Genomic DNA, 21,542 nt, shown 5'->3' on the forward strand with positions numbered 1-21,542 from the left:
CCGCTCCACGGCCCCGGTCACCTCGTTCTGCGAGGCGGCCGGGGCCGACGTCGTCTCCCGCCGCCGACCGTGCGTGCGCGCACCGCGGCCGCCCGCCCCGTTGGAAGGAACCGCCCGTGTTCGACTCCGTCGACCCCCTGCTCGCCGAGCACCGTGAGCTCACCGAGCGTCTCGCCGATCCGGCCGTGCATCAAGACCCGGCGCTGGCGCGGCGTCTCGGGCGCCGGTACGCCGAGCTCGGGGCGGTCGTCGCGGCGCACCGGGACTGGGCGACCGCCCGGACCGACCTGGCCGACGCTCGCGAACTCGCCCAGGAGCCGGGTGAGGACGCGGCGGTGTTCGCCGCCGAGCTGCCCGGCCTGCAGGAGCGGCACGACACGGCGGCCGAGCGGCTGCGCCGCGTGCTCATCCCGCGGGATCCGGACGACGGACGCGACGTGATCATCGAGGTCAAGGCCGGCGAGGGCGGTGCAGAGGCCGCGCTGTTCGCCGCTGACCTGGTGCGCATGTACCTGCGCTTCGCCGAATCGCGCTCCTGGAGCACGCAGGTGCTCTCGTCGACGGACTCCGAGCTGGGCGGGTACAAGGACGTGCAGGTAGCGGTGCGCGGCTCGTCCTCCGACCCGGCCGAGGGCGTGTTCGCCGCCCTGAAGTTCGAGGGCGGCGTGCACCGGGTGCAGCGCGTGCCGGCGACCGAGTCGCAGGGGCGCATCCACACCTCCGCGGCCGGCGTGCTCGTCTTCCCCGAGGCCGATGCACCCGAGGAGATCCAGATCGACCCGAACGAGGTGAAGGTCGACGTGTTCCGCTCCTCCGGCCCCGGCGGACAGTCGGTGAACACCACCGACTCCGCGGTGCGTCTGACGCACGTGCCCACCGGCATCGTCGTGTCGATGCAGAACGAGAAGTCGCAGATCCAGAACCGCGAGGCGGCGATGCGCGTGCTGCGCTCGCGTCTGCTGGACCTGCAGCGCCGCGAGCGGGAGGAGGCCGAGTCCGCGGCTCGGCACTCCCAGGTGCGCACCCTGGATCGGTCCGAGCGCGTGCGCACCTACAACTTCGGTGAGAACCGCATCGTCGACCACCGGTCCGGGTACAAGGCGTACAACCTCGACGCGGTCCTCGACGGCGCCCTCGATCCGGTCATCGAATCGCTGCAGGCCATGGACGAGGCCGAGCGCCTGGCCGCTGTGGGGCAGCAGAGCCGGGCCGAGCAGAGCGAGCCGACCGAGCGGTGCGGAGCCCGCCGGTGAGCGGCACTCCCGACTGGTCCCGGGCCGTGCGCTCGGCGACCACCCGGCTGGCCGCCGCGGGCGTGTCGAGCCCGCGCGTGGACGCCGAACTGCTCGCCGCGCAGGTGCTCGGCGTCGACCGCGGCGCCGCCGTGGCGGCCGTGCTGCGCGGTGACGCCCAGAGCGCGGCGCACGCCCGGGCCTTCGACCGCCTCGTCGACCGCCGGGCCCAGCGTGAGCCGCTGCAGCACCTCACCGGCGTCGCGGACTTCCACCGGGTGCGACTGCGGGTCGGCCCCGGTGTCTTCGTGCCCCGGCCGGAGACGGAGCTGCTCGTCGACGCGGTCCTGAGCGCGGTCGAGTCCCGTGAGGCGCCTCGGATCGCGGATTTGTGCACCGGATCGGGGGCGCTCGCCGCCGCGATCGCCGAGGCCCGACGTCGTGCGGGCCGTCCGGCGCAGGTGCACGCCGTCGAGCTCGATCCGGTGGCGCATGCCTGGGCCCGAGAGAACCTGGAGCCGCTCGGGGTGCACCTGGTCCTGGCCGACGCGGCCGACTGCTGGACCCACCTGCGTGCAGACTTCGACGCGGTGGTGGCCAATCCGCCCTATGTGCCCGCCGGCCAGGTTCCCGATCAGACCGAGGCACGAGCCGACCCGGAGATCGCGCTCTACGGCGGCGACGTCAGCGGCACACGGATTCCGCTGCGCATCGCGGCGGCGGCCTCCCGGCTGCTGCGCCCGGGCGGATTCTTCGCCATGGAACACGACGAGTCACACGCCGAGTCACTGCTCGCGTCGTTGCAGGTCACCGGGGACTGGTCGGGGCTTCGAGGTCACGAGGACCTGGCCGGGCGCCCGCGTTTCGTGACGGCGACCCGTGCGGCGACGACCAGTCGGGTCGGGGAGTGGAACAATGGCCCCCGTGACTGAGCTGATCGACGTGACCCAGACCGACTCCCTGTCCGATGCCGTCGAGCGTGCCCACGAGGCGGTGGGCCGGCGCGAGTGCGTCGTGCTCCCCACGGACACCGTCTACGGCATCGGCGCGGACGCGTTCTCGCCGCAGGCCGTCGCCGTGCTGCTTGCGGCCAAGGGCCGCGGTCGGACGATGCCCCCGCCGGTGCTCATCGGCGATCGCCGCGTCATGGACGGGTTGGCCATCGAGGTTCCGGCCGAAGCGGAGAAGCTCGCCGAACGGCACTGGCCCGGCGCGCTCACCCTGATCCTGAAGTCCCAGCCCACCCTGACGTGGGATTTGGGGGAGACCCGCGGCACCGTCGCTCTGCGCGTGCCGGACGACGCGATCGCTCGCGAGCTGCTCTACACGACCGGCCCGTTGGCGGTGTCCTCGGCGAACCGCACGGGGATGGAGGCGGCCACGACGGCTGAGCAGGCCCGCGAGATGCTCGGGGAGTCCGTGTCGGTCTACCTCGACGGCGGACCCCGCACCGAGGGTGCGCCCTCCACGATCGTGGACTGCACCGTGACCCCGTTCCGGGTGGCCCGCCAGGGTGCGATCTCCCTCGAGGTGCTGCGCGAGACCGTCCCGGACCTCGTCGCCGAGGGCGAGGAGGCGCCCGTGCCGGCTGAACGCCTGCTGCAGGAGGATGACGAGCGGCCGCAGTCTGCTGACGCCGCTCAGGGTGCGCACGCCGTAGGCGACGCCGCGCCCGAGGCTGACAGCACCCCGTCGTCGGAGTCGGCCGAGCCGCGCGGCTGAGGCGCCGCCCCGCGTCGAGCCGCTCATCCTGCGTTCCCGTCCCCACTGATCCGAGGTCCACGAACCCGCCATGCGCGCCTATCTGCTGGTCATCGCCGTCACCGCGCTGATGTGCGCGGCGGCGACCCCTGCGGTGCGCCGCCTCGCCCTGCACGGGCGGGCCTACACGCCGCGGCGGCTGCGGGACGTGCACACCCGAGCGGTTCCGAAGCTCGGTGGCATGGCGATGGTCTTCGCGGCGCTGACGGGTTTCACCGTGGCCGGCACGATCCCGTTCATGGACGGGATCTTCGCCGACTCCAGGCCGTTGCATGGACTGCTGGTCGCCCTGGGCGTCGTGGTGATCACCGGCCTCGTCGACGATCTCTGGGACCTGCGCTGGTGGGGCAAGCTGACCGGACAGATCGCCGCCGCCCTCGCCGTGGCGGTCGGTGGCATCCGCGTGGAGGCGATGCCCGTCGGGTGGATCGCCGTGGGCAGCGAGCTGGCCCAGATCGCGCTGACGGTGTTCGTCATCGTGCTGACGATGAACGCGATCAACTTCGTCGATGGGCTCGACGGGCTGGCCGCCGGCGTCGCGCTGATCGGCGGCTCCGCGTTCTTCGTGTACAGCTACCTGCTGACCCGGACGATCGACCAGTTCGACTACTCCAACCTCGCGACCCTGCTGATGGCCTTGCTTGTGGGAGCCACGGCCGGGTTTCTGCCCTACAACGTGTACCCGGCCCGCATCTTCATGGGGGAGACCGGGGCCCTGCTGATCGGCCTGTTGCTGTCCACCGCGGCCGTCGCTGTCACCGCGGACGTGGGCGCTCTCGGCGGGTTCCGCTTCCGGAACGTGCCGGCGTACATGCCGATCCTGCTGCCCCTGGCCGTGCTCGCCCTGCCCCTGCTCGACCTCGTCACTTCGGTGATCCGCCGCACGGCCCGCGGTTCCAGCCCGTTCACGGCGGACCGCGGCCACCTGCACCACAAGCTCGTCGACGGCGGCTACACCCACCCCCAGGCGGTGGCTCTGCTGTGGCTGTGGAGCTTCCTCGTCTCCTGGGGGGCGGTGTCGCTGAACTTCGTCGACGATGCGATCGTGCTGCCGGTGCTCGGGGCGGTGCTGCTCGCGACGGCCGCCGTGGTCATGCACCCCGGGCGGCGTCGGGAACGACGGCGGCGTCGTGCGCTGCGGCGCGGAGAGGACGGTCCAGCATGAGCCCGAACCCGGCAGGCGCCTCACGCCCGAGGCCGGTGCCTCGTCCCCGTCGAGGCCGTGAGAACACCCGCGGCTGGTGGGGCATCCTGCGCGCCTGCCTCGTGGTCACGGGCATGGCCGTGGCCGCGAGCACAGCAGTCTGCGCGCTCGTCGCCGGCGCCGCTGCCGCCGCATCGGCGGTGCTCGGGGGCGGACTCGTCGTGGCGCTGTCGGCCGGCACCCTGGCCGTGACGGCCTGGGCCTGGGACCACGCACGGGAGCAGGCGATCCCCCTGACCCTCGGGGCGTTCGTGCTCAAGCTGATCCTCTTCGGCGTCCTGCTTGGCGTGGTGCCGACGCCCGGTTGGGTCATGGCCGTCCCGGCCGGCGTGAGCGCACTCGTGGCCGTCGTCGTGTGGCAGGGCGCCGAGATGACTGTGTTCTCTCGCACACGTCGCCGGATCTACGACTGAGCGACCCGGTGAAACCCGCTGTCACACGCTGATTTCGTGGGCGAGAGCACCCCTGGTCGGGTCGAGCGCATCCTCACGGTTTGGTATCGTTATCTCAGATCACAATCGACGGCCAGAGCGTGCCGCCGCATGCGACCACACTCCTTTCACGGCACCGCTGCCAGCGTCTGTCCGTGCGCGGATCGGGACGCCGGGGCCGGGTTCGTCGACGCATCACTTCAGAGAGGAATCGCGTGCTATCCCTCGTGCTCGCCAGCGGCGGCTTCACCCCGCCCACCATCAGTGACGGCCACCTGCCGGAAATCTTTCCGTGGGGCGCCGAATACGAGACCGGGTTCGGCAAGCAGATGCTGCTCATCTTCCTCTCGGTGGCCCTGATCACCGGCTTCTTCATGTGGGCGATGCGCCGGCCGAAGCTGGTTCCGGGCCGCGCCCAGTGGCTCGCCGAGTCGGGCTACTCCTTCGTGCGCAACGACATCGCGAAGGACATCCTGGGCGAGAAGAACTTCAAGCAGTGGGTCCCGCTGCTGTTCGGCTTGTTCTTCTTCATCCTGGTGAACAACATCTTCGGCGCCATCCCGCTGCTGCAGCTGCCGAGCTTCTCCCACGCCGGCTCCGCCTACGCGATCGCGATCATCGTATACATCATCTGGATCGCCGTCGGCGTCCGCCATCACGGTCCTGGCTATTTCAAGCTGGCCGTCGTGCCCTCGGGCGTGCCCGGCTGGATCCTCCCGCTGCTCGTGCCGCTCGAGATCATCTCGAACTTCATCGTCCGTCCGCTGACGCACTCGCTGCGTCTGATGGCGACGATGCTCGCCGGCCACATGATCGTGATGCTCGCCGGCGCCGGCGCGGCATACCTGATCACCGAGACCGGCAACCCGATGCTCGCCGGCACCGGCGTGCTCGTCGTGATCGCCTCGGTCGCGCTCTACTTCCTCGAGCTGCTGATCATGTACCTGCAGGCGTTCGTCTTCACCCTGCTGACGGCGATCTACGTCCAGGGTGCGATCGACGCGAACGACCACTGACACAGACTTCCGGGGCGGCGCCGTCGCCCCGGGGTGGACGTCGGCGGGCAGCGCCCCGCCGGGGGACACGCAACGGCTTCCCGGGCCGCGGCACAGGCCGTGACCCGTCCGGGAACCTCCGCACAACACTGCCGGGAAGGTGTCCCGGCACTGCGAAAGGAACACAATGGAAATCCACGGCAGCCTCAACCTCATCGGCTACGGTCTGGCCTCCATCGGCTCCGCCATCGGCGTGGGCATGATCTTCGCGGCCTACATCAACGGCGTCGCCCGCCAGCCGGAGGCGCAGCGCATCCTCCAGCCGATCGCCCTGCTCGGCTTCGCCCTCGCCGAGGCCCTCGCCATTCTGGGCCTGGTCTTCGCCTTCGTCATCGGCGGCTGACTCCTGCCTCGCAGCCAGGGGCGTGAGACGGCAGCGCGCCGTCGCCGTCCCGTGAACGTAGGACTCACAGACCGAAGGATGGTTGAAACATGATCAGCTCTGCACTGATCCTCGGAGCGGCTGAGGGCGCGAACCCTCTCGTCCCGAACCCGTGGGAGATTCTCATCACCGCGGTGGGCTTCGCCGTTCTGATGTTCCTCGTCATCAAGTTCGTCGTCCCGTCCCTCGAGAAGTCCTACCAGGACCGTGTCGAGGCGATCGAGGGCGGTCTCGCCAAGGCCGAGAAGGCCCAGGCCGAGGCGAACCAGATGATGGCGGACTACGAGCAGCAGCTCGGCGACGCCCGCCAGGAGGCGAACCGCATCCGCGAGGAGGCCCGCACCGAGGCCGCCCAGATCGTGGCCGAAGCGCGCGAGCGTGCCCAGGCCGACGCGGACCGCATCACCGAGCAGGCCCACACCCAGATCGCCGCCGACCGCGCGCAGGCTTCCACGCAGCTGCGGACCGAGGTCGGCACGCTGGCCACCACCCTGGCCGGCAAGATCGTGGGCGAGTCGCTCAACGACGACGCTCGTTCCCAGCGCGTCGTGGACCGCTTCCTCGCTGACCTCGATCAGCACCAGAGCGCGGGTGTCGCCAAATGATGGCGGGCGCATCGAGGGACTCGCTGAACGCCGTGCTCACGGCGTCCGGACCGGCACTGGCCGAGGGCGGCGTGGCCCTGTCCTCTGAGCTGTTCAGCGCGCTGGACGTGCTGGACGAGCACGGTGCGCTGCGCCGCTCGCTCACGGATCCGGCCTGGAGCACCGAGCGTCGTCACGGGCTCGTCGACTCCCTGTTCGGCGGGCGTCTGACCCCCGGTGCGCTCCAGGTCCTCAAGGACCTGGCCGGCCGTCGCTGGTCGGCCGAGCGTGATCTCGGCGACGCTCTCGAGACCGTCGCGGCGCATGCGGCGGCGGCCGAGGCCGAGCGCGGCGGACATGACGGGCTGGCGGGACTGTCCCGCGAGCTCCTCGCGTTCAACCGCACCGCCGAGACCTCGCATGAGGTCCAGTGGGCCCTGACGGACCAGCAGGCGCCGGTGGAGGCGCGCAGGCGCCTGGCCGAGCGGCTGCTCGGAGCCGACTCCTCGCAGTCGGGACGCCTGCTGGTGGCGCGCGCCGTGACGGCACCGCGTGGGCGCAAGCCCTTCCGTGCCGTGCGCGAGTTCGCCGACGTCGTGGCCCAGCGCCAGCGTCAGTGGATCGCGGACGTCACCGTGGCCCGGGAGCTGGACGAGGGGCAGCGTGCACGCCTGTCCTCGGGTCTGAACCGAGCCTTCGGCCGGGACCTGGTGCTCGACGTCACCGTCGATCCCGCCGTGGTGGGCGGCATTCGCGTCCAGGTGGGCGATGACGTCATCGACGGCTCCATGTCCAACCGACTCAATGACCTCCAGCGCCGGATGGCGGCCTGAGCGCCGTCTCCGCACGGGAGAGCGAACCTACGAACCTCACGCATCATCGTCACGTCGATGATCACCAACGCAAAGAGAGCAGGGACTGCAGATGGCCGACTTGACCATCAATGCTGACGATGTCCGCAATGCCTTGAACGACTTCGCGGCATCGTACGAACCGACCGGCAACGAGCGCACCGAGGTGGGCCACGTGCTCACCGCCGCGGACGGCATCGCCCGTGTGGAGGGGCTGCCCTCCGTCATGGCGAACGAGCTGCTGCGCTTCGAGGACGGCACCCTGGGCCTGGCCCAGAACCTCGAGGCCCGCGAGATCGGCGTGGTCGTGCTGGGCGAGTTCCAGCACATCCGCGAGGGCATGCAGGTGCACCGCACCGGGGAGGTCCTCTCCGTGCCGGTGGGCGACGCCTTCATGGGCCGCGTGGTGGACCCGCTGGGCCAGCCGCTCGATGACATGGGACCGATCGAGGCCGAGGGCCGTCGTGCCCTCGAGCTGCAGGCTCCGACCGTGACCGAGCGCAAGTCGGTGCACGAGCCGCTGCAGACCGGCATGAAGGCCATCGACGCGATGATCCCGATCGGCCGCGGCCAGCGTCAGCTGATCATCGGCGACCGCCAGACCGGCAAGACCGCGATCGCCGTGGACACGATCCTGAACCAGAAGGCCAACTGGGAGTCGGGCGACGTCAACAAGCAGGTGCGCTGCGTGTACGTGGCCGTGGGCCAGAAGGCCTCGACGATCGCCGGCGTCCGCGCGACCCTCGAGGAGCACGGCGCGCTGGAGTACACCACGATCGTCGCCTCCCCGGCCTCGGACCCGGCGGGCTTCAAGTACCTGGCTCCGTACGCGGGCTCGGCCATCGGCCAGCACTGGATGTACGGCGGCAAGCACGTGCTGATCATCTTCGACGACCTGTCGAAGCAGGCCGAGGCCTACCGTGCCGTCTCCCTGCTGCTGCGTCGTCCGCCGGGACGCGAGGCCTACCCGGGCGATGTGTTCTACCTGCACTCCCGCCTGCTCGAGCGCTGCGCAAAGCTCTCGGACGAGATGGGCGCGGGCTCGATGACCGGTCTGCCGATCATCGAGACCAAGGCGAACGATGTGTCGGCCTACATCCCGACCAACGTCATCTCGATCACCGACGGCCAGATCTTCCTGCAGTCGGACCTGTTCAACGCCAACCAGCGCCCTGCCGTGGACGTGGGCATCTCGGTGTCCCGCGTCGGCGGCGCCGCGCAGGTCAAGGCCATGAAGAAGGTCTCCGGCACCCTGAAGCTGGATCTCGCCCAGTACCGCGACATGCAGGCCTTCTCGATGTTCGCCTCGGATCTGGACCCGGCCACGCGTCGTCAGCTCGCCCGCGGTGAGCGCCTCATGGAGCTGCTCAAGCAGCCGCAGTACTCGCCGTACCCGGTGGAGGAGCAGGTCGTCTCGATCTGGGCCGGCTCGAAGGGGCACCTGGACGAGGTGCCCGTCAGCGACGTGCTGCGCTTCGAGCAGGAGTTCATCGATCACCTGCGCCGCAAGGACCTGGTCCTGCCGGCCATTGCCGACACCGGCAAGATCGAGGACGACACGCTCGAGGTCCTGACCCGCGAGATCGAGGACTTCAAGAAGGGCTTCCAGCATTCGGGCAGCGACGGCGTCGCGGCCGGCACTGAGGAGCATCAGGCGATCGACTCCGGCGACGTCGCCCAGGAGCAGATCACCAAGCAGAAGCGCTGACCAGCGTGAAGTGACCGGGCGGTCCGGCGTCAGCCGGCGCCGGACCGCCCGGGCTCCACCAGGGAAAGGACCACCATGGGAGCCCAGATCCGGGTCTACCGTCAGAAGATCGCATCGACGAAGTCGATGAAGAAGATCTTCAAGGCGATGGAACTGATCGCCACGTCCCGCATCACCAAGGCGCGTGAGCGGGTCAATCAGTCGCTGCCTTACGCGAACGCCATCACGCGCGCCGTGTCGGCTGTCTCGACTCAGCACGACCTCGACCACGTGCTGACCACCGAGCCGGAGAACCCGACTCGGGCTGCCGTGCTGATCATGTCCTCGGACCGCGGTCTGGCCGGCGCCTACTCGGCGAACGTGCTGCGCAAGTCCGAGGAGCTGCTCGCTCGCCTCGCCGACGAGGGCAAAGAAGCCGATGTGTACGTCGTGGGCCGCAAGGCACAGGGCTACTTCGACTTCCGGCACCGCGAGTACAAGGGCGTGTGGACCGGTGAGACCGACGCCCCGGCCGCGGAGCGCGCCCGGGAGATCGGCGAGACGCTCGTGAACGCGTTCCTCACGGACACCTCCGCCGGCGGCGTCGACGAGATCCACATCGTCTTCACCGAGTTCGTCTCGCTCGTGAAACAGAACCCGCACGTGGTGCGTCTGCTGCCGCTGGAGATCGTCGAGAAGGACGTCTCCGAGGCGGACGAGGTGCTTCCGCTCTACGAGTTCGAGCCGGACGCGGAGGAGGTGCTCGACGCGTTGCTGCCGAAGTACATCGAGTCGCGCATCTTCAACGCGATGCTGCAGGCAGCGGCATCCGAGCTCGCGAACCGCCAGCGCGCCATGAAGTCGGCCGGTGACAACGCCTCGAGCCTCATCGACGAGTACACCTTGTTGATGAACAACGCTCGCCAGGCCGAGATCACCCAGGAGCTCACCGAGCTCATCGCCGGCGCCGACGCGCTGAACAACTCCTGAGCCAGCGGCTCCAGACGTCCAGACCCGCCATCCACACACGATTTCAGAAGTGAGAGAGATGACTGCCACCATCAACGATCAGGGCACCGGCACCTCGACCGGCGGCGCCGCCGGGCGTATCGCCCGCATCATCGGCCCCGTGATCGACGCCGAGTTCCCTCCGAACGCCATGCCCGAGGTCTATAACGCGCTGACCGCGGAGCTGACCGTCAACGGCAAGACCCGCACGATCACCTTCGAGGTCGCCCAGCACCTCGGTGACAACATGGTCCGCGCGATCTCCCTGCAGTCGACCGACGGCCTCGTCCGCGGCGCCTCGGTGCAGGACTCCGGCCAGCCGATCTCGGTGCCGGTCGGCGACGTGGTCAAGGGCCACCTGTTTAACGTCCTGGGTGACACCCTGGACATGCCGATCTCCGAGCTTGACGTGCAGGAGCGCTGGCCGATCCACCGTCCGGCCCCGAACTTCGCCGACCTCGAGGGCTCGACCGAGATGCTCGAGACGGGCATCAAGGTCATCGACCTGCTGACCCCGTACATCAAGGGCGGCAAGATCGGCCTGTTCGGCGGCGCGGGCGTGGGCAAGACCGTGCTCATCCAGGAGATGATCACCCGCGTGGCGCGCAACTTCGGCGGCACTTCGGTGTTCGCCGGCGTGGGCGAGCGCACCCGTGAGGGCAACGACCTCTGGGTCGAGATGGACGAGGCGGACGTGCTCAAGGACACCGCCCTCGTGTTCGGCCAGATGGACGAGCCGCCGGGCACCCGCCTGCGCGTGGCCCTGTCGGCTCTGACCATGGCGGAGTACTTCCGCGATGTGCAGAACCAGGACGTGCTGCTGTTCATCGACAACATCTTCCGCTTCTCGCAGGCCGGCTCCGAGGTCTCCACGCTGCTGGGCCGCATGCCCTCGGCCGTGGGTTACCAGCCGAACCTCGCGGACGAGATGGGTCTGCTGCAGGAGCGCATCACCTCGACGCGCGGCCACTCGATCACCTCGATGCAGGCCGTCTACGTCCCGGCGGACGACTACACGGACCCGGCTCCGGCCAACGTGTTCGCCCACCTGGACGCCACGACGAACCTGACCCGTGACCTCGCCTCGCGCGGTCTGTACCCGGCCGTGGACCCGCTCGCGTCGACCTCGCGCATCCTCGACCCGCAGTACGTGGGCCAGGAGCACTACGACGTGGCGACCCGCGTGAAGCAGATCCTGCAGAAGAACAAGGAGCTGCAGGACATCATCGCGATCCTCGGCGTGGACGAGCTCTCCGAGGAGGACAAGATCACCGTGGGCCGCGCCCGCAAGATCGAGCAGTTCCTCTCGCAGAACACCTACACGGCGAAGCAGTTCACCGGCGTCGAGGGCTCGACCGTCTCGATCAAGGACACCGTCGAGGGCTTCAAGGCCATCTGCGACGGCGACCTGGACCACGTCGCCGAGCAGGCGTTCTACAACGTCGGCGGCCTCGACGACGTCGAGCGCGAGTGGGCCAAGATCCAGGCCGAGGGCTGATCGGGATGGCTGAGCTGAACGTTCAGATCGTCTCCGAGGAGCGTGCCGTGTGGGAGGGGACCGCATCCTCGATCTCCGCGCGCACCATCAACGGTGAGATCGGCATCATGCCCGGCCACACCCCGCTGCTCGCCGTCCTCGGCGACGGCGAGGTCGTGGTGCGAGCCACCGACGGTCAGACCATCACGGCGCAGGCCGAGGGCGGCTTCTTCTCGGTGGACAACGACACCGTCGTGATCGCCGCGCACAGCGCCTCGCTCGGGTCGGCCGCCACGGCCTGACCCCCGCTCACCCGACGCGGACCGTCCCGACGGTCCCGGCCTCAGGCCCGACACCGGATCCGCTCCGGTGCCGGGCCTGAGGCGCGTCAGGAGGGTCTGCTGGGCCGACGTGGCCCGCTCGCCACCGGCGCACGCTCGCCACTGGCCCGGTCCTCCGGCTCAGCGTCGCCAGAGGACCCAGCCGTGGGACCGCCGCTGCTCGGGGTCCAGGCTGCGGCGGGGCACGCTCGTGACCGCGGGCACGAGGGCCTCGACCGGCGTTCCCTGACGCAGCAGGCGCAGGAACTGGGCGTCGAGACTGGACGCGCCGCCCGCGAGCGTCGGCGCTGTCCGTCCGCGGCGGTCGTCGGGCTCGCCCGGGCCGAGGCACGGCACGGCGTCGCGACTGTGCAGCAGGGCGTGGCCGAGGCGCAGGGAGGCGTCGTCACCGGCTCCGGTGGCGGCCACCGCGTCGGAGACCAACAGCAGCGCCCCGCGCAGGGACCGATCGCCCAGCAGCGCGGCCACCAGAGCGTCATCGACGTGGACGCCGTCGGCGATGAGCTCGAGTCGGGCGTGCCCGGCTCGGCCGGCGGCGAGGGCCGACGGCACCGGTCCGGGATCGCGGTGGTGGAAGCCGCGCATCGCGTTGAACAGGTGCGTCACCACGGTGTTCGCGTCGGCCTCGTCGCGGTGATCTCCGCCATCGGCGGCAGCCGCGAGGGCGCCGGCCATGGTCGGCATGTCGGCGTCGGTGTGCCCCGGGCAGGCGAGCACGCCGCGGCCGCGCAACTGTGCGGCCAGCTCCGCCGCGCCGTCCAGTTCTGGGGCGTAGGTCATGGCGCGCAGCAGACCTCGGGGCAGCCCGTCCAGCCACGCGCGGAGGCGCCGCCCGGCACGGCTGCGGGGCTGCAGCAGCACCGATGACGGGTGCGCACCGGCGCGGTCGGGGGAGAGGAACGGGCCCTCGAGGTGCACCCCGGCCAGCAGCCCGCGCCGCCACAGGGGCTCGAGCCGGGCCACCGCGCAGACCGTCTGCTCCTCGGCCAGTGACGGCAGCGAGCCGATCACGTGTTCCACACCGGCGGCCCGCCGAGCGCGCAGCCAGTGCTCGGCCTGCTCGGTCCAACAGGTGGCCAGGTCGACGCCGGCACCGCCGTGGACGTGATGGTCCATCAGGGACGGGGTCAGCAGCAGCGACTCGTCCCGCTCAGCCCGTGCCACCCCGGCCTCGGCGCTCGCGGCCGGAGACCATCCGGTGACGCGGCCGTCCTCGACCCGCACGAGGGCCTCGCCGAGCGGGGAGCCCGGTCGCCCGTCGTGCATCGGCACGCGGACGTCGTGCACCGGAGCGGCGCCGACGACGACCAGGGACTCAGAACAGGCGTGAGTCCGCATCGTCCACCCCGCGCATCGCGTCGTAGTCCAGGGTGAGGCAGCGGATCCCGCGGTCCTCGGCCAACGTCCGGGCCTGCGGCTTGATCTGCTGGGCGGCGAAGACCCCGCGCACCGGTGCCAGACGAGGGTCGCGGTTCATCAGTTCCAGGTAGCGGCTGAGCTGTTCGACGCCGTCGATATCGCCGCGGCGCTTGAGCTCGACGGCCACCGTCGCGCCCTCGGAATCACGGGCGAGGATGTCGACCGGGCCGATCGCCGTCATGTATTCGCGCCGCACGAGCGTGTACCCGTCGCCGAGCGTCTCGATCTGCTCGGCCAGCAGGCGCTGCAGGTCGGCCTCGACACCGTCCTTGACCAGGCCGGGGTCGATGCCGAGGTCGTGGGAGACGTCGGAGTGGATCGTGTGCAGCAGCACGGTCAGCCGGTCGTCGGACTTCTTGGCTTGCACGCGCCACACCTCGGTCGCGCCCTGTGCGGCCTGGTCCTCCGAGGGCTGCTCGACGTGCAGTGTGGCCGGCGGCGACATCCAGTTCAGCGGCTTGTAGGAACCGCCGTCGGAGTGCACGAGGACGGAGCCATCGGCCTTGACCATCAGCAGGCGGGTCGCGGCGGGAAGGTGGGCGTTCAGCCGGCCTTCGTAGGTCACGGAACAGTGGGCAATCACCAGACGCACCGGACCAGTGTACGGGCCGGTTCCTGCAGGGCCCGTCCGGGCTGTGCCACGATGGGCCGCGTGCCTCGCAAGAACTCGCGCCGCCGCCGCGGCACCCGTACGCCGGCCCCGGGAGCGGGACGCCGTCCCGCCGGACCGGGACGCGCTGACGCACTCGAGGCGATGCTGGGCATCGACACCGGCTACAGCCATGATCTGGCCGGCGACGGTGGCTGGCACGTGCGGCAGATCCCGGCGTGGCGGGCTGTGAAGGACTACACCTGCCCCGGATGCGGCCGCACCATCCGTCAGGGCGTGGCGCATCTGGTCGCGTGGCGCAGCGACTGGATCATGGGCGATGAGGAGGCGGCCGCCGACCGCCGCCATTGGCACCCGGTGTGCTGGCGGACCCGCCCGACGCGCTGAGCGCGCGCTGCCTCAGCGGCGGTCCTGCCGGGGGATGAACACCTCGCGCAGCAGCAGCATGACGGCCGCGGCCGTCGGGATCGCCATGAGCGCGCCGAGCACGCCCAGCAGCGTGCCGCCGGCGATCACGGCGATGACGGCGACGGTCGCGGGCACGGCGACGGCGCGTCGCATCACGCGGGGGGAGACCACGTAGGCCTCGATCTGCAGGTACAGGAAGTAGATGGCCGCGAACACGGCGGCGGTCTGCCAGGAGACGGTCAGCGAGATCAACGTGAGCAGGATGCCGCCGAGCATGGCCCCGACCAGCGGGACGAACGCGAACAGGGCCGCCACGAACGCCAACAGCGCGGGGAACGGCGCGCCGACGATCATCAGGGCGATGAACGCGACCACGCCGTTGAGCAGCGCCACGAGGGACTGGCCCATCACGTAGTGGCCGACTGAGGAGGTGATTTCCTCTGCGAGGTACTCCACGCGGGCTCGCTTGGAGTGCGGGGCCAGCCGGTAGGCCCAGTACTTGATGTGCGGCAGCGAGGCGAGGAAGTAGAGCGTGAGCACGAGGATCACGATCGTCGAGCTGACCGCGTTCATCAGGGCCGTGCCGATGCCGACGAACGTGGTGGCCAGTCGCTCTGGGTCGCCGCCGGCGCCGCCTCCCGCCAGCTGCGCCTGGATGGCCTCCTGCACGTGGAACTGGCGGTCCAGCTCTTGGAACCAGGCGGACGCCATGATCTCGTCGATCGTTCCCGGCAGGCCCTGCACGAACTGGGTGCCCTGGTCGATCACCGTCGGCACGAGCAGCGCGAGGAATGCCGCGAGCAGGGCGGCCAGGCCGAGCACGGCGGCGCTCACGCCGACCCCGCGCGGGGCTCCCCAGGACTCGAAGCGGCGCACGATCGGGTCCAGGCCGAGGGCGATGAACAGCGAGGCCATGATCCACACCAGCAGCTGCTGGTTGGCGGAGATGACCGTGAAGATCACCAGCGCCAGGCCGACGCCCGTGGTCAGAAGGAATCCGAGGGCCACGGGCGAGCCGAACTGCAGCCCGCTGTGCGGACGGTCGTGACGATCAACCGGCCGGGCCGGGTCGCCGTACCCGGCCGGTTCCTGACCGTCCTCGTCCGTCGGGGCCGGAGCCACGGCCCGGTCGTGACACTCCTGCACCGTGAAGGTCGGCCGAGGACGCGCAGGGTTGAGCCGGCGCGCCCGCTCGAGCAGCCGTGCCGTCCGAGAGGCGGGCGCGCGGTCACCGGGGAGGGAGTCGCCGTGCTGGTCCACACCGGACAGGGTACGGGAGGGCGCCCACCGGGAGCCCGCGCCCGTCCGCCCGCGGAGCAGCGCCCCGCGGACCGGAACTGCCGCGTCCGCGCCGATGAGGCGACGGACGGGGCCGCCAGGCGCTAGCGTGGGCCCTCGGACCACGTGGAGCACGTCAAGGAGTCACACTGCCATGCCGACGAACACCCCTCAGCCCTCGCGCTCCGGCGCGGACCCGATGAGCCGAGCCGCGAGCCTGCGCGGCGCGGTGGACCTGTCGAGCCTGGCCGGGCCCGCCCCCGCCGCGGCAGCCGGTCCTGCCGCGGGTGCCGAGGCGGCCGGTCAGGCCGGTTCCGCCGACGGGTCCTGGGTCATCGGGCAGGCCGACCAGCAGGTGCTGCAGCAGCTCGTGCAGCTCTCCGCTCAGGTGCCAGTGCTGGTGCACCTGGATCTGCCCGGTGATGAGTCGTCGCAGCAGCTCTTCGACGTCTTCGCCGATGCCGTCGACGCCCAGGGCGGCCGCATGGTCATGGCCCGCGTCGACGCGCAGGCGCAGCCGCAGCTGCTGCAGGCGTTCGGCCTGCAGGCCGGGCCCGCCGTCGTCGGGCTCGTGGGGGGTCAGCCGGTGCCGTTGGTCAACCAGCCGGTACCCGCGGACGTCGTGCAGGATCTGATGGGCCAGATTCTGCAGGTCGCTCAGCAGAACGGGGTCTCGGGGCAGGTTCCGCCCGTCGCCGAGTCCCGTCCGGGCGCCCAGGACCCTGAGCCGGCCCCGATCCCCGAATCGCACCGGGCCGCCCACGAGGCGCTTGCGAATGACGATGCGCAGGGCGCCGTCGCGGCGTGGGAGAAGGCCCTCAACGAGAACCCGGCCGACGAGGCCGCTGTGCAGGGTCTGGCCGCGGCGAAGCTGATGGTGCGCACGCAGCACGCCGATCTCGCCGCCGCGCGCGAGGCGGCGGCGCAGAACCCGGACGATGTGGACGCGCAGATCGCCGTCGCGGACCTGGACGTGCTCGGCGGGCACGTCGAGGACGCGTTCTCACGCCTGGTGCGGTTCATCAGCGCGCACCGTGACGAGCACCGCGAGACAGCCCGTCAGCACCTGGTGGAGCTGTACACGGTCGTCGGGGGAGAGGACCCGCGGGTGAACACGTCGCGTCGGCAGTTGGCCATGGCCCTGTTCTGAGCCGGCGCGTCGGGGGCGGGGACCGGTCGCGTTCGCGCGGTGCGGCGCTGATACGGTGCGACCATGCGCGCCGAGAATGCCCCGGATCCTGACCTGGCCCTCGTCACGAGGGGACTGACCAAGCGCTTCGGCGAGAAGGAGGCCGTCGCGGGGCTGGACCTCGACGTGCCGGCCGGCTCGTTCTACGGCGTGGTCGGCCCCAACGGCGCCGGCAAGACCACCGCCCTGTCCATGGCGACGGGCTTGCTGCGCCCGGACCACGGACGCGCGTGGATCCACGGTGTCGACATGTGGGCCGACCCGCTCGAGGCGAAGTCCCGCGTCGGCGTCCTGGCCGACGGCGTGCGCACCTTCGACCGCCTCTCCGGTGCCCAGCTGATCACCTACTCGGGGCTGCTGCACGGCCTCGACGCGGAGACCGTCGCCCGCCGCACCGAGGACCTGCTGCGGGTGATGGACCTGCAGGAGGCCGGGCGGAAGCTGGTCGTGGACTACTCGGCGGGCATGACAAAGAAGGTCTCGCTGGCCGCGGCCATGATCCACGCGCCCGAGCTGCTCGTGCTCGACGAGCCGTTCGAGGCCGTCGACCCGGTCTCTGCGGCGAACATCCGCGACATCCTGGCCGACTACGCCGACCGGGGCGGCACCGTGATCGTCTCGAGCCACGTGATGGACCTGGTGCAGCGCATGTGCACGCACGTCGCGGTGATCGCCGACGGGCGGCTGCGCGCGGCCGGCACGGTCGACGAGGTGCGCGATGGCCGCGACCTCGAGGACCGCTTCGTGGACCTGGTTGGCGGGCGGCACACGGGCGAGGGGCTGGCCTGGCTGTGATGCGCACCGTCGCGACCCTGATACGCCTGCGCTGGGCCCTGACCGTCAACAGCTGGCGCAAGTCCACCGCCACGCTCGTGCTGAGCATTCTGGGCGCCTTGTACTTCGGCGGCCTGGCTCTGATGGTCGTCGTCTCGCTGCTGCTCGGCCTGCCCGGGGTCGACCACGGCGTGCGTGCGGCCGTCACGATCGGCGCCGCCTCGGGCGTCGTCCTCGCCTGGGCGGTCCTGCCTCCGGTGCTCACGGGCGTCGACGCGACGCTCGACCCGCGCAGCTTCCAGATGTTCCCGCTGCGTCGTGTGCCGCTGGTGACCGGTCTGGCCGTCGGCGCGCTGACGACGCCGATCGGCGTGTGCACGCTGCTGGTCTTGCTGGGCGTGGCCGCCTCTTGGTGGGACGTGCCCGGGGCCCTGCCCGTCGCCCTGGTCGGCGCCGGCGTGACGGCCGTGACCGCCGTGTGCCTGGGCTACGGCCTGACGGGCCTGCTCTCGGCGTACACCGGTCAGCGCCGCGTGCGCGAGGTCATCTCGCTGGTGCTGTTCGTGCCGCTGATGCTCGGCGGCATTCTCATCAGCCAGGCGGTCGAGTCGCTCGCACAGATCGCCTCCGTGCTGCCCGCGGTCGCCGAGGCACTGGCCTGGACGCCGCTCGGCGCGGGCCTGGGCGCGGGCTCGGCCGCCGCCGGCGGTTCATTCGGCCTGGCGGCGGTGCGGCTGCTCGTCGCCCTGGGCTGGTGCGCGGGCGCCGTCTGGCTGTGGACGCTCGCCCTGCGGCGGATCGTCGAGCCCGTCACGGTCGTCGGCGCGAGGACGCGACCCGCCGGTGTGAGCGAGTCTCGACCGCTGCGCTGGCTCGGCCGGCCGGCCGCCGGACCCGTGACGGCCATCGCCGCGCGCTGCCAGGTGTACTGGCTTAAGGACCCCCGGTACTCCGCCTCGCTCGTGGCTCTGCCTCTGCTGGCCGTCATGATGGTCTGGTTCTCCCAGAGCGCCGCGGGTCCCGGCGCGATGCTGCTTTTCTTCCTGCCGCCGCTGGTCGCCTGGTCCCTGGGCTTCGCGATCAGCGCGGACATCGCCTACGACAACACGGCCTTCCACCTGCACATGGTCTCTGCCGTGGCTGGGGTACACGACCGGGCCGGACGCGCGCTCGCCGTCGCCCCGGGCGGGGTGAGCGCCACGGTGCTCACGAGCCTGTTCGCCGCGGGATTGGCGGACGCGTGGCACCACCTGCCCGCGCTGCTGGGCTTGAGCCTCGGCACCTTCGCGGTGATGCTCGGCCTGGCCTCGTTCGTCTCGGCCCGGTTCGTGTACCCGGTGCAGAAGCCGGGCGAGAGCCCGTTCGCGACGCCTCAGGGCTCGATGATGCGCACGGCCCTGGTGCAGGTCGCCACCATGGCGGTCAGCGCTCTGCTGACCCTGCCGATGCTCGGCCTCGCCGTCGCCTATGCGGTGACGCAGGCGGCATGGCTCGGCTGGGCGACCGGGGTGTTCTGCCTGCTCTGGGGCGCGGCGGCGCTGTGGCTGGGCATCCGCCTCGGCGGACGGTGGCTCGATCGGTGCCAGGCCGAGACCTTCCAGGCCGTGCAGTCGTTCTGAGCCGACCGTGCCGCCGCCCTCGGCAGTGGCCTCGGCGGCGCGGCGTCGTAGAATCGACCGCATGACTGGCATCGCTGAGTTCGTGACGACCCCCCGCAGCAGCCTCGACTCCGTCTCGGCCCCGGCCGGCGGCGGCACCTCGGTGCTCGACCGTGAGGAGCAGCTGCAGAACGTCGAGCCCGGCGATCACGAGCGTTTCGCGCACTACGTCCGCAAGGAGAAGATCACCGAGTCGGCCGTGACCGGTGAGCCCGTGATCGCTCTGTGCGGCAAGGTGTGGGTGCCCGGCCGGGACCCGCAGCGTTTCCCGGTGTGCCCGCAGTGCAAGGAGATCTACGACGGTCTGCGCGAGCCGCAGGACGGCGGGGGCGACTCGGGCGGTTCGGGTCGTCGGGGCGGTTTCTTCGGCCGCGGTCGTCGCTGATCCGCGCCGGTTGATGAGTCAGAACTCTCCCGAGGCGCTCTTCCACGTCGGCGAGGACCTGCCCCCGGCCATGCCGGAGCGGGCGGCCTGGGGCACGGCCCCCAAGCTGCGCCAGTGGCAGCAGGAGGCGCTGGAGAAGTACCTGTCGGAGGCCCCGCGGGACTTCTTGGCCGTCGCCACCCCCGGAGCCGGCAAGACGACGTTCGCGCTGCGCGTCGCCAAGATCCTGGTGGACTCTGGTGTCGTGCGCCGCGTGACCGTCGTCGCGCCCACGGACCACCTCAAGCGGCAGTGGGCGGACAACGCGGCGCGGGTGGGTCTGGCGATCGACCCGAACTTCAAGAACTCCGACGGGCGCCACGGCGCCGAGTACATCGGCGTCGCGCTGACCTACGCGCAGGTGGCGAACAAGCCCGTGCTGCACCGCAACCGGACCGAGGCCGAGAAGACCCTCGTGATCCTCGATGAGATCCACCACGGCGGTGACGCGCTGAGCTGGGGCGACGGCATCCGCGAGGCGTTCGACCCGGCGACCCGTCGGCTGGCGCTGACCGGTACGCCGTTCCGCTCGGACACGGCGACGATCCCGTTCGTCGAGTACGTCGAGGGCCAGGACGGCATCCACCGGTCGAAGGCGGACTACACATACGGCTACGGTCCGGCGCTGCGAGACAACGTCGTGCGCCCCGTGATCTTCATGGCGTATTCGGGCCAGATGCGCTGGCAGACCTCGACGGGCGAGGTGATGGAGGCCCAGCTCGGTGAGGCGGCGACGAAGGCCATCACGAACTCGGCGTGGCGCACCGCCCTCGACCCGCAGGGTGAGTGGATCCCGGCGGTGCTGCGCGGCGCCGATCGCCGGCTGAGCGAGGTGCGTCAGCGCGTACCCGACGCCGGTGGGCTGGTGATCGCCTCGGACCACGAGGACGCGCGCGCCTACGCCGCCCAGCTGGAGGCGCTGACCGGGCAGAAGCCGGCACTGATCCTCTCCGACGACAAGGGCGCCTCCGAGCGCATCGAACAGTTCTCTGAGTCCGATGAGCGGTGGATGGTCGCGGTCCGCATGGTCTCCGAGGGCGTCGACGTGCCCCGGCTGTGCGTGGGCGTGTACGCGACGAGCACCTCGACGCCGCTGTTCTTCGCCCAGGCGGTCGGCCGTTTCGTCCGTTCGCGCAAGAAGGGCGAGGTGGCCAGCGTGTTCCTGCCCTCGGTGCCGCACCTGATGCTGCTGGCCAATGAGATGGAGACCGAGCGGGACCACGCCCTCGATAAGAAGGAGGGCGGCGTCACCGTCGAGGACCTCGAGCAGGCTCCCGAGGAGGACCTGCTGGCCGAGGCCAATCGCGAGGACCGGGCCTCAGACGCGCTGAACCAGGTGCGATTCCAGGCACTCGAGTCCCAGGCGAGTTTCGACAAGGTGCTCTTCGACGGTGCCGAGTTCGGCACCGGAGGTGCCGTCGGCTCGGAGGAGGAGCTGGACTTCCTGGGCATCCCCGGCCTGCTCGACGCGGACCAGGTCTCCGAGCTGCTGCGCGCCCGACAGGCCGAGCAGATCAAGCGCCGGCCCGCGGCGGCCGAGGCGCCCAAGGAGTCCGCCGACGTCGTGGACCACCGGCGGATGAAGCAGCTGCGATCGGAGCTGTCGAAGATGGTCTCGGCGTGGGCGGCGCGCACGGGCACCCCGCACGGGGTGATCCACAACCGGCTGCGCGAGATCTCAGGCGGCCCGGCGGTCGCCCAGGCCTCGCGCGAACAGCTCGAGGCGCGCCTAGAGCGGATCCGCGGCTGGTTCGTCGGGCGGTCCTGAG

General features: G+C 70.9%; 22 protein-coding genes. 19 read left to right on the forward strand and 3 right to left on the reverse strand.

Annotated features, from left to right (window positions below):
* Window positions 1-116 precede the first annotated feature (116 nt).
* From prfA to HDA30_RS02355, 13 genes are all read left to right on the forward strand, one after another.
* Window positions 117-1,253 (forward strand): peptide chain release factor 1, encoded by a 1,137-nt coding sequence (gene prfA, locus HDA30_RS02295; RefSeq protein ID WP_158495650.1) that lies wholly within the window; start codon window positions 117-119, stop codon window positions 1,251-1,253.
* Window positions 1,250-2,164, forward strand: coding sequence for a peptide chain release factor N(5)-glutamine methyltransferase (gene prmC, locus HDA30_RS02300; protein WP_184240994.1), 915 nt, complete (start codon window positions 1,250-1,252; stop codon window positions 2,162-2,164). Before prfA ends, prmC begins: the two co-directional genes overlap by 4 nt.
* The gene (locus HDA30_RS02305; RefSeq protein WP_184240995.1) at window positions 2,148-2,954 is read left to right on the forward strand and encodes an L-threonylcarbamoyladenylate synthase; all 807 of its coding nucleotides are present in this window, start codon (window positions 2,148-2,150) and stop codon (window positions 2,952-2,954) included. The genes prmC and HDA30_RS02305 overlap by 17 nt, the downstream gene beginning before the upstream one ends.
* Before the next feature lie 70 nt (window positions 2,955-3,024).
* Window positions 3,025-4,158 carry an MraY family glycosyltransferase gene (locus HDA30_RS02310; RefSeq protein ID WP_184240996.1) on the forward strand — a complete coding sequence of 378 codons (1,134 nt, stop codon included), beginning with the start codon at window positions 3,025-3,027 and terminating at the stop codon, window positions 4,156-4,158.
* Window positions 4,155-4,610, forward strand: a complete 456-nt coding sequence (locus HDA30_RS02315; protein WP_184240997.1) for a hypothetical protein — start codon at window positions 4,155-4,157, stop codon at window positions 4,608-4,610. Before HDA30_RS02310 ends, HDA30_RS02315 begins: the two co-directional genes overlap by 4 nt.
* Window positions 4,611-4,843: 233 nt before the next feature.
* A complete protein-coding gene (gene atpB / locus HDA30_RS02320; protein ID WP_158495655.1) occupies window positions 4,844-5,644 on the forward strand; it encodes a F0F1 ATP synthase subunit A in 801 nt (266 codons plus the stop codon).
* Window positions 5,645-5,810: 166 nt separating this feature from the next.
* Complete coding sequence (locus HDA30_RS02325) at window positions 5,811-6,026, forward strand: F0F1 ATP synthase subunit C (protein WP_158495656.1); 216 nt, start codon at window positions 5,811-5,813, stop codon at window positions 6,024-6,026.
* Window positions 6,027-6,115: 89 nt separating this feature from the next.
* Entirely contained in the window at window positions 6,116-6,670 is a 555-nt protein-coding gene (locus HDA30_RS02330) for a F0F1 ATP synthase subunit B (protein WP_158495657.1), read from the forward strand.
* On the forward strand, window positions 6,667-7,482 hold the full coding sequence (locus tag HDA30_RS02335) for a F0F1 ATP synthase subunit delta (protein WP_158495658.1): 816 nt from the start codon (window positions 6,667-6,669) through the stop codon (window positions 7,480-7,482). Before HDA30_RS02330 ends, HDA30_RS02335 begins: the two co-directional genes overlap by 4 nt.
* Window positions 7,483-7,573: 91 nt before the next feature.
* Window positions 7,574-9,208, forward strand: coding sequence for a F0F1 ATP synthase subunit alpha (gene atpA / locus HDA30_RS02340; RefSeq protein WP_158495659.1), 1,635 nt, complete (start codon window positions 7,574-7,576; stop codon window positions 9,206-9,208).
* A 75-nt stretch (window positions 9,209-9,283) separates the two neighbouring features.
* Complete coding sequence (locus HDA30_RS02345) at window positions 9,284-10,177, forward strand: F0F1 ATP synthase subunit gamma (RefSeq protein ID WP_158495660.1); 894 nt, start codon at window positions 9,284-9,286, stop codon at window positions 10,175-10,177.
* Window positions 10,178-10,235: 58 nt separating this feature from the next.
* A complete protein-coding gene (atpD, locus tag HDA30_RS02350) occupies window positions 10,236-11,693 on the forward strand; it encodes a F0F1 ATP synthase subunit beta (RefSeq protein WP_158495661.1) in 1,458 nt (485 codons plus the stop codon).
* Between the two features lie 5 nt (window positions 11,694-11,698).
* Complete coding sequence (locus HDA30_RS02355; protein WP_158495662.1) at window positions 11,699-11,974, forward strand: F0F1 ATP synthase subunit epsilon; 276 nt, start codon at window positions 11,699-11,701, stop codon at window positions 11,972-11,974.
* 159 nt (window positions 11,975-12,133) lie between these two features.
* Here HDA30_RS02355 and HDA30_RS02360 read toward each other — a convergent pair whose 3' ends face one another.
* The gene (locus tag HDA30_RS02360) at window positions 12,134-13,351 is read right to left on the reverse strand and encodes a hypothetical protein (protein ID WP_184240998.1); all 1,218 of its coding nucleotides are present in this window, start codon (window positions 13,349-13,351) and stop codon (window positions 12,134-12,136) included.
* Entirely contained in the window at window positions 13,329-14,024 is a 696-nt protein-coding gene (nucS, locus tag HDA30_RS02365; protein WP_184240999.1) for an endonuclease NucS, read from the reverse strand. The genes HDA30_RS02360 and nucS overlap by 23 nt, the downstream gene beginning before the upstream one ends.
* 51 nt (window positions 14,025-14,075) lie before the next feature.
* On the opposite strand from nucS, the gene HDA30_RS02370 reads away from it, so the two are divergent.
* The gene (locus HDA30_RS02370) at window positions 14,076-14,429 is read left to right on the forward strand and encodes a hypothetical protein (RefSeq protein WP_425488380.1); all 354 of its coding nucleotides are present in this window, start codon (window positions 14,076-14,078) and stop codon (window positions 14,427-14,429) included.
* Between the two features lie 12 nt (window positions 14,430-14,441).
* On the opposite strand, the gene HDA30_RS02375 is transcribed toward HDA30_RS02370, so the two are convergent.
* Window positions 14,442-15,710, reverse strand: a complete 1,269-nt coding sequence (locus HDA30_RS02375) for an AI-2E family transporter (RefSeq protein ID WP_343059271.1) — start codon at window positions 15,708-15,710, stop codon at window positions 14,442-14,444.
* Window positions 15,711-15,882: 172 nt separating this feature from the next.
* Between HDA30_RS02375 and HDA30_RS02380 the strand changes: the two genes are divergently transcribed.
* The 5 genes from HDA30_RS02380 to HDA30_RS02400 all read left to right on the forward strand — a co-directional run bounded on the left by HDA30_RS02380 (window position 15,883) and on the right by HDA30_RS02400 (window position 21,541).
* Complete coding sequence (locus HDA30_RS02380) at window positions 15,883-16,878, forward strand: co-chaperone YbbN (protein WP_246418679.1); 996 nt, start codon at window positions 15,883-15,885, stop codon at window positions 16,876-16,878.
* Window positions 16,879-16,941: 63 nt separating this feature from the next.
* Window positions 16,942-17,712 carry an ABC transporter ATP-binding protein gene (locus HDA30_RS02385; protein ID WP_184241000.1) on the forward strand — a complete coding sequence of 257 codons (771 nt, stop codon included), beginning with the start codon at window positions 16,942-16,944 and terminating at the stop codon, window positions 17,710-17,712.
* Window positions 17,712-19,310: a Tat (twin-arginine translocation) pathway signal sequence gene (locus tag HDA30_RS02390; RefSeq protein WP_184241001.1), complete on the forward strand. Its 1,599-nt coding sequence runs from the start codon at window positions 17,712-17,714 to the stop codon at window positions 19,308-19,310. Before HDA30_RS02385 ends, HDA30_RS02390 begins: the two co-directional genes overlap by 1 nt.
* Window positions 19,311-19,371: 61 nt before the next feature.
* Window positions 19,372-19,734: a DUF3039 domain-containing protein gene (locus tag HDA30_RS02395; RefSeq protein WP_158495667.1), complete on the forward strand. Its 363-nt coding sequence runs from the start codon at window positions 19,372-19,374 to the stop codon at window positions 19,732-19,734.
* Window positions 19,735-19,747: 13 nt separating this feature from the next.
* The gene (locus tag HDA30_RS02400; protein WP_184241002.1) at window positions 19,748-21,541 is read left to right on the forward strand and encodes a DEAD/DEAH box helicase; all 1,794 of its coding nucleotides are present in this window, start codon (window positions 19,748-19,750) and stop codon (window positions 21,539-21,541) included.
* Window position 21,542 lies beyond the last annotated feature (1 nt).

Origin of the sequence: Micrococcus cohnii (genome assembly GCF_014205175.1) — a bacterium.
In the GTDB taxonomy this organism is placed as follows: Bacteria; Actinomycetota; Actinomycetes; order Actinomycetales; family Micrococcaceae; genus Micrococcus; species Micrococcus cohnii.

Coding starts and splice junctions, on each gene's coding strand:
- HDA30_RS02355 (WP_158495662.1), top strand. CDS start 11,699: ATGGCTGAGCTGAACGTTCAGATCGTCTCCGAGGAGCGTGCCGTGTGG.
- HDA30_RS02390 (WP_184241001.1), top strand. CDS start 17,712: ATGCGCACCGTCGCGACCCTGATACGCCTGCGCTGGGCCCTGACCGTC.
- HDA30_RS02400 (WP_184241002.1), top strand. CDS start 19,748: ATGAGTCAGAACTCTCCCGAGGCGCTCTTCCACGTCGGCGAGGACCTG.
- HDA30_RS02330 (WP_158495657.1), top strand. CDS start 6,116: ATGATCAGCTCTGCACTGATCCTCGGAGCGGCTGAGGGCGCGAACCCT.
- HDA30_RS02395 (WP_158495667.1), top strand. CDS start 19,372: ATGACTGGCATCGCTGAGTTCGTGACGACCCCCCGCAGCAGCCTCGAC.
- HDA30_RS02310 (WP_184240996.1), top strand. CDS start 3,025: ATGCGCGCCTATCTGCTGGTCATCGCCGTCACCGCGCTGATGTGCGCG.
- atpD (WP_158495661.1), top strand. CDS start 10,236: ATGACTGCCACCATCAACGATCAGGGCACCGGCACCTCGACCGGCGGC.
- HDA30_RS02345 (WP_158495660.1), top strand. CDS start 9,284: ATGGGAGCCCAGATCCGGGTCTACCGTCAGAAGATCGCATCGACGAAG.
- HDA30_RS02380 (WP_246418679.1), top strand. CDS start 15,883: ATGCCGACGAACACCCCTCAGCCCTCGCGCTCCGGCGCGGACCCGATG.
- HDA30_RS02325 (WP_158495656.1), top strand. CDS start 5,811: ATGGAAATCCACGGCAGCCTCAACCTCATCGGCTACGGTCTGGCCTCC.
- atpA (WP_158495659.1), top strand. CDS start 7,574: ATGGCCGACTTGACCATCAATGCTGACGATGTCCGCAATGCCTTGAAC.
- HDA30_RS02315 (WP_184240997.1), top strand. CDS start 4,155: ATGAGCCCGAACCCGGCAGGCGCCTCACGCCCGAGGCCGGTGCCTCGT.
- HDA30_RS02305 (WP_184240995.1), top strand. CDS start 2,148: ATGGCCCCCGTGACTGAGCTGATCGACGTGACCCAGACCGACTCCCTG.
- HDA30_RS02370 (WP_425488380.1), top strand. CDS start 14,076: ATGGGCCGCGTGCCTCGCAAGAACTCGCGCCGCCGCCGCGGCACCCGT.
- HDA30_RS02385 (WP_184241000.1), top strand. CDS start 16,942: ATGCGCGCCGAGAATGCCCCGGATCCTGACCTGGCCCTCGTCACGAGG.
- HDA30_RS02335 (WP_158495658.1), top strand. CDS start 6,667: ATGATGGCGGGCGCATCGAGGGACTCGCTGAACGCCGTGCTCACGGCG.
- HDA30_RS02360 (WP_184240998.1), bottom strand. CDS start 13,351: ATGCGGACTCACGCCTGTTCTGAGTCCCTGGTCGTCGTCGGCGCCGCT.